The sequence below is a fragment of the Streptomyces sp. NPDC050625 genome (assembly GCF_040654755.1).
Classification (GTDB): Bacteria; Actinomycetota; Actinomycetes; order Streptomycetales; family Streptomycetaceae; genus Streptomyces.
On sequence record NZ_JBFAIQ010000041.1, the window covers coordinates 47,338 to 53,411 of the forward strand.

Here is a 6,074-nt window from a genome sequence, read left to right on the forward strand (position 1 = left end):
AGGCACAACCATGACCGACATCATCACCGAGCAGGCCACCGCGGCCGCCTCCGGAGCCGCCGCCACCGAGCAGTTCCGCACCAAGCAGCGCACCGGCACCGCCGAGGCCGACACCAAGCGCGTCGACACTCTGGTGTCCGAACTCCTCGCCGCCGCACACGACATCATCCGCCGACGCAAGGTGACGTACGCCGAGTACGACGCTCTCAAGTCGTGGCTGATCCAGGTCGGTCAGGACGGTGAGTGGCCGCTCTTCCTCGACGTGTGGATCGAGCACGTGGTCGAGGAGGTCTCGAACGAGAACCGCGAGGGCAGCAAGGGCACCATCGAAGGGCCGTACTACGTCCCTGACTCTCCGCTCCTGTCCCCCGAGGCCACCTTGCCCATGCGCGACGCCGAAGAGGGCACGCCGCTGCTGTTCCAGGGCCAGGTCACGTCGGTGGACGGCACCCCGCTGGCCGGTGCCAAGGTCGAGATATGGCATGCCGACGCCGACGGCCTGTACTCCCGGTTCGCTCCGAACCTGCCCGAGTGGAACCTGCGCGGCACCGTCATCGCCGACGGCCAGGGCAACTTCAGGATCCGCACGGTGGAGCCCGCCCCCTACCAGATCCCGACCGACGGCTCCTGCGGCAGGCTCATCGCCGCGGCCGGCTGGCACGCCTGGCGCCCGGCACACCTGCACCTGAAGGTTTCCGCGCCCGGCCACCAGCTCATCACCACCCAGCTGTACTTCCGGGGCGGTGAGCACGTCGAGGACGACATCGCCTCGGCCGTCAAGCCCGAACTCGTCCTGGACCCGGCTCCGGCCGCGGACGGCACCGGGAACGAGGTCACGTACGACTTCGTGCTCGACAAGGCGTGATGAGCGGTGCTGTTCGCGGTACGGATGAACGTTGCGATGCCGCGCGACCTCGACCCCGAGGTCCGCGCGGACCTGGTGGCCCGTGAGAAGGCGTACTGCGAGGAATTGCAGAGGTCCGGGGAATGGGTCCATATCTGGCGGTGCGTCGGGCAGTACGCCAACATCAGCGTCTTCGACGTCCCCGACAACGAGGCGCTGCACCGCATCCTGTGGGACCTTCCGCTCTTCCCGTACATGACGATCGAGGTCACACCACTGGCTCAGCACCCGTCCGACCTCGCGACGGGAGAGGGCGTGGCGTGATGGACAAGGTGGTCGCCACCGCCGCCGAGGCGGTGGCCGACGTGGCCGACTGTGCGTCCCTCTCGGTGGGCGGGTTCGGGCTGAGCGGCGTGCCGAACGTGCTCATCCAGGCCCTGTACGAGCTGGGGGTGTCAGGCCTATCGGTGGTGTCGAACAACTGCGGGGCGATGGACTCGGGCCTGGCGGTGCTGCTGACCGCAGGCCGCATCGCCCGGGTGACCGGCTCCTACATCGGAGCGAACAAGGAGTTCGCCCGCCAGTACCTGGCCGGGGAGCTCGAGGTGGAACTGATCCCGCAGGGCACTCTGGCCGAAAGGCTACGGGCCGGCGGGGCAGGCACCCCGGCCTTCTACACCCCCGCGGGCGTCGGTACGCAGGTCGCCGAGGGCGGCCTGCCCTGGCGCTACGACGGCTCGGGCGGGGTCGCGCTGGCCTCACCGCCGAAGGAGGTGCGGAAGTTCGACGACACCGAGTACGTGCTGGAACACGGCATCCGCACCGACTACGCGCTTGTCCGGGCCGCGAAGGGTGACCGGCACGGCAACCTCGTCTTCAACAAGTCGGCCCGGAACTTCAACCCCCTCGCGGCCATGGCGGGGCGGGTCACGATCGCCGAGGTGGAGGAGCTGGTCGAGCCCGGCGGGATCGACCCGGACGCGGTGCATCTGCCCGGCATCTTCGTGCAGCGGGTCGTAGCGCTGGCCCCCGAGCAGGCGGCGGACAAGAAGATCGAACAACGGGCGGTGAGCACCTGATGCCCTGGACACGCGAGGAGATGGCCGCCCGCGCCGCGCGCGAGCTGAAGGACGGCCAGTACGTCAATCTCGGCATCGGCCTGCCCACGCTGATTCCCAACCATCTTCCGCCGAGCGTCGAGGTAGTCCTGGAATCCGAGAACGGGATCCTGGGCACCGGCCCGTATTCGACGGAGGACGCCGTCGACCCGGATCTGATCAACGGCGGCAAGGAGACCGTGACGGTGCTGCCGGGAGCCTCCTTCTTCGACTCGGCGCTGTCGTTCTCGATGATCCGCGGCGGACACATCGACGTCGCCGTGCTCGGCGCCATGCAGGTCTCCGAGAAGGGCGACCTGGCCAACTGGGCGGTGCCGGGGAAGCTGATCACCGGCATCGGCGGTGCGATGGACCTCGTGCACGGCGCCCGCACCGTCATCGTCGTGATGACCCACACCGCCAAGGACGGCTCACCGAAGATCCTCACCGAGTGCACGCTGCCGCTGACCGGCAAGGCGTGCGTCGACCGGATCATCACCGACCTTGGCGTCCTGGACGTGACGGACGACGGCCTGGTACTCGTCGAGACCGCACCGGGCGTCACGACCGAGGAAATCACCGAGAAGACGGCCACCAGGATCCGTATCGCCGAGGAGATTCCGTCATGAGCCCCAAGGGCGTCTACATCGTCGATGCCGTCCGTACGCCGATCGGCAGGTACAACGGCTCGCTGGCTGCCGTCCGCCCGGACGACCTCGCCGCCCACGCCATCCGTGAACTCCTCGCCCGCACCCCCGACCTGGACCCGGCACGCGTCGAGGACGTCTACTTCGGCAACGCCAACGGCGCCGGCGAGGAGAACCGCAACGTCGCCCGCATGGCCGCTCTGCTGGCCGGTCTGCCGACGTCCGTCCCGGGCGTGACCGTCAACCGACTGTGCGCCTCCGGGCTTGAGGCGGTCATCCAGGCCGCCCGCGCGATCGCCGTCGGCGATGCCTCCATTGCCGTAGCGGGTGGAGTCGAGTCGATGACCCGCGCCCCGTACGTGGTGCCCAAGTCGGACCGGCCGTTCCCGGCCGGACATGCCGAGCTGTACTCGACCACCCTGGGCTGGCGCATGATCAACCCGAGGATGAACCCCGAGTGGACCGTACCGCTCGGCGAGTCGGCCGAGCTCATCGCCGAGAAGCACAAGATCGGCCGGGAGCAGCAGGACGAGTACGCGCTCCACAGCCACCGCAAGGCCGCTCGGGCGCAGGCGGACGGACTGTTCGACGCCGAGCTCGCACCCGTGACCGCCCCGCGACGCAAGGGCGACCCGGTCGTCTTCACCGCAGACGAGTGCGTACGGGCGGACGCGTCGCTGGAGGCGATGGCCGGGCTCAAGCCCTCCTTCCGCCCCGCTGGAACCGGCACGGTGACGGCAGGCAACGCCTCGCCGCTGAACGACGGCGCGGCAGCCCTGCTGCTGGTCGACGACCAGGGCCTGAAGGCCCTCGGCCGCGAACCCCTCGCCCGTATCGGCGCGTCGGGCGTCTCCGCGATCGACCCGCACTACTTCGGACTCGGCCCCGTCGAAGCGGTGGGCCGCGCCCTCGCCAAGGCGGGCAGGACCTTCGGCGACCTGGACGTCCTGGAACTCAACGAGGCCTTCGCCGCCCAGGTCCTGGGCTGTGTGGCCGAGTGGCCCGAGTTGGACCCCGCGATCCTCAACCCCCTCGGCGGCGCCCTCGCCCTGGGCCATCCCCTGGGCGCATCCGGCGCCCGCCTCGCCGGCACCGTCGCCCATCAGCTCGCCCGCAAGGGCGCCGGCACCGGTGTGGCCACCCTGTGCATCGGCGTGGGCCAGGGCCTCGCCCTCGTCCTCGAACGCTGAGCCCGGAGGAGCCGCGATGACGTCATCACCCTTGCTGCACCACCACGTGATCGGCCCGGACGACGCGCCGCCACTGATCCTGGGCCCTTCCCTGGGCACCTCCAAGGCGGTCTGGGAACCCCAGCTGCCTTCCCTGACCCGCCGTTTCCGGGTACTGCGCTTCGACCTGCCCGGACACGGCGGCTCCGCGACCGAACTCCTGTGCGACTCCGGACCCGGCCGTACAACGGTCGAGGACCTTGCCTCGCTGGTGCTCTCCGTCGTCGAGCACCACGGCTGGGACCGCTTCCACTACGCGGGCATCTCCCTGGGCGGAGCCATCGGCGCGCACCTCGCGGTCCACAGCCCCACCCGCGTCGCCTCGCTGGCCCTGGTCTGTTCCTCCGCGCACTTCGGTGCCGCGGAGCCCTGGTACGAGCGCGCCGCGCTGGTGCGCTCCGAGGGAACCGGGCCACTGCTCGCGACCAGTGCGGGCCGCTGGTTCGCCACCGCCGCCACGGCGGACACGCCCTTCGGCCGCAGGCTGCTCGGCAACCTCGCCGACGCCGACCCGGCCGGGTACGCGGCGTGCTGCGATGCCCTGGCCGCGTACGACCTGCGCGCGGACCTGAGCCGGATCTCCGCCCCCACCGTCGTCGTCGGGGGTTCCCACGACGCGGCCACGCCGGTGGAGGAGCACGCCCGGGAGCTGGCGGAGGGCATTCCTCGCGCCGCCCTGGAGATCATCGCTGCTGGGCACCTCGCGATCGAGGAGCCCCGAGCCCTGCAGGCCGTGCTCGACGCTCACCTGGTCACGGCATGTGCCGGGAACCGGGCGCGGATTCCAACGGCGGACTGAGCCTTACGTGCGCACATGCGCACCGGGGGAAGGCATTCTCGACATGACGCGCCCACCCCGGGAGGACCGCTCCCGCGAGTAGTACGCGCCGACGCCGACGGCACCTCACTCACCCCGCAACGACTTCTTACGCCACCTGATGAACTCATCCCCCGGATCCCCCGTGCTCGACCAGGGCATTCTTGTCGCGCGGTTGCCGAGCAGCGAGAACAGTCCGGAGGCCATGTCGGGGAGTCCCGCGTGACAGGCGGCGTGGGTCAGGCAGTTGACGGCCTGCACTTCCCCGGGAACGACAGTGCCGTCCACGCGTGAAGTGATCCAGCGTTCCCAGGTGCGGCGTACGTCGCTGACGGCACCTTCGTGGTTCCAGTGCCGGGAGATGGCGACGAGGGCGGACTGCTGTCCCCTGGCTTCATCCAGGAGGCAGCGGTACTCCTCGACGCGGGCGTACTGCATCAGGACCGGCAAAGGGGAACCTGGAGGGGCCACTCCGGCCGCGTCGCGGGCGAAGTCGTACATGAATCCGTGGGTGCCGTGCCAGCGTGCGGAGTAGTAGTGCAGCACCTGGAGGTGGCCTTCGAGACTGTACGGGTCGCGCTGGTACAGCTCGTCCCACCACTGACCCATTTCCTTCCGGCGCACACCCGAGGGATAGAGCCGGGCGACGGAGATCAGTGAGATCCAGGGCGTGGGGTCCTCGAGGTAGGCGTTGGCGGCTTGGTAGCAGGCCGCCACGGCGGCGTCGATCCTGTTCCTGTCGATCGGGGCGCCCCGGCCCGCCGCGATGGCGAGGTGGAAGGCTCTCGCCGTCTCGGTCGCCGCCCTCAGCACCAGGGCGTCGGCGTTGCGGGGCTCGGCGGCCAGCCAGGACTCTGCCGTGGAGGTGCTCGCGCAGGACTGCGCGAGCTGCCGCATCCGGTGGCCGCGTGGGATCCAGGCGGTGCCGGTGGCGCGCAGGAGGTCCCGGACACCTTGCCAGCGACCGATGACGATGTCCTGGCGAGCGGAGGTGAGAAGCGTGTCCCCGCAGTCCGGGTCGAACTCGGGGGTGAAGCGGTGGCGCACGGCCATGAGGGGCGGCCTCTCTCAGAAGTCGGTGGGGAGGCCTTCGTACGCGTAGGACCGCTCCGTAACCGGGGCCGACCCGCCATCGGCCACGTAGTCGGTCATGATGGCGCGGGACGCGTCGAGCTTGGCGGGCCGGTAGTAGTCGCTGCCCCGCTTCCAGTACCAGAGCATCGGGATCAGCCCCACCGCCAGACCGCCGAGACCGATCGCGATCGCCGCGCCGCTCAGCTCACCCAGGGACTCGACGAAGATCCAGAACATGAACAGGGCGCCGAACAGCGGCCACAGCCCGCCTAGGAAGAAGTTGCCCACGGACTTCAGCAGCATCTTGCGGTAGGCGACGACCACCGCGAGACCCGCGAGACCGTAGTAGACGGCGATCTGCAGACC

General features: G+C 70.0%; 7 protein-coding genes and 1 pseudogene. 6 read left to right on the forward strand and 2 right to left on the reverse strand.

Going from position 1 to position 6,074, the window contains the following annotated elements:
* Nucleotides 1–10: 10 nt before the first annotated feature.
* From catA to AB0I54_RS42900, 6 genes are read left to right on the forward strand one after another with little or no spacing between them, the layout of a single operon-like run.
* Nucleotides 11–865, forward strand: a complete 855-nt coding sequence (gene catA, locus AB0I54_RS42875) for a catechol 1,2-dioxygenase (protein WP_363301800.1) — start codon at nucleotides 11–13, stop codon at nucleotides 863–865.
* 6 nt (nucleotides 866–871) lie between these two features.
* Nucleotides 872–1,168: a muconolactone Delta-isomerase gene (catC, locus tag AB0I54_RS42880; protein ID WP_363301801.1), complete on the forward strand. Its 297-nt coding sequence runs from the start codon at nucleotides 872–874 to the stop codon at nucleotides 1,166–1,168.
* Complete coding sequence (locus tag AB0I54_RS42885; protein ID WP_363301807.1) at nucleotides 1,168–1,923, forward strand: CoA transferase subunit A; 756 nt, start codon at nucleotides 1,168–1,170, stop codon at nucleotides 1,921–1,923. Before catC ends, AB0I54_RS42885 begins: the two co-directional genes overlap by 1 nt.
* Nucleotides 1,923–2,570: a CoA transferase subunit B gene (locus AB0I54_RS42890; RefSeq protein WP_363301802.1), complete on the forward strand. Its 648-nt coding sequence runs from the start codon at nucleotides 1,923–1,925 to the stop codon at nucleotides 2,568–2,570. Before AB0I54_RS42885 ends, AB0I54_RS42890 begins: the two co-directional genes overlap by 1 nt.
* Nucleotides 2,567–3,778, forward strand: coding sequence for a thiolase family protein (locus AB0I54_RS42895; RefSeq protein ID WP_363301803.1), 1,212 nt, complete (start codon nucleotides 2,567–2,569; stop codon nucleotides 3,776–3,778). Before AB0I54_RS42890 ends, AB0I54_RS42895 begins: the two co-directional genes overlap by 4 nt.
* A gap of 16 nt (nucleotides 3,779–3,794) precedes the next feature.
* Nucleotides 3,795–4,616: an alpha/beta fold hydrolase gene (locus tag AB0I54_RS42900; RefSeq protein ID WP_363301804.1), complete on the forward strand. Its 822-nt coding sequence runs from the start codon at nucleotides 3,795–3,797 to the stop codon at nucleotides 4,614–4,616.
* A 105-nt stretch (nucleotides 4,617–4,721) separates the two neighbouring features.
* Here AB0I54_RS42900 and AB0I54_RS42905 read toward each other — a convergent pair whose 3' ends face one another.
* Nucleotides 4,722–5,687, reverse strand: coding sequence for a hypothetical protein (locus tag AB0I54_RS42905; protein WP_363301805.1), 966 nt, complete (start codon nucleotides 5,685–5,687; stop codon nucleotides 4,722–4,724).
* Between the two features lie 15 nt (nucleotides 5,688–5,702).
* A pseudogene (locus AB0I54_RS42910) lies at nucleotides 5,703–6,074 on the reverse strand (APC family permease); the annotation flags it as partial.

Excerpts from the sequence above, each read along its gene's own strand:
- catA (WP_363301800.1), top strand. The coding sequence starts at position 11 with ATGACCGACATCATCACCGAGCAGGCCACCGCGGCCGCCTCCGGAGCC.
- AB0I54_RS42885 (WP_363301807.1), top strand. The coding sequence starts at position 1,168 with ATGGACAAGGTGGTCGCCACCGCCGCCGAGGCGGTGGCCGACGTGGCC.
- AB0I54_RS42890 (WP_363301802.1), top strand. The coding sequence starts at position 1,923 with ATGCCCTGGACACGCGAGGAGATGGCCGCCCGCGCCGCGCGCGAGCTG.
- AB0I54_RS42895 (WP_363301803.1), top strand. The coding sequence starts at position 2,567 with ATGAGCCCCAAGGGCGTCTACATCGTCGATGCCGTCCGTACGCCGATC.
- AB0I54_RS42900 (WP_363301804.1), top strand. The coding sequence starts at position 3,795 with ATGACGTCATCACCCTTGCTGCACCACCACGTGATCGGCCCGGACGAC.
- AB0I54_RS42905 (WP_363301805.1), bottom strand. The coding sequence starts at position 5,687 with ATGGCCGTGCGCCACCGCTTCACCCCCGAGTTCGACCCGGACTGCGGG.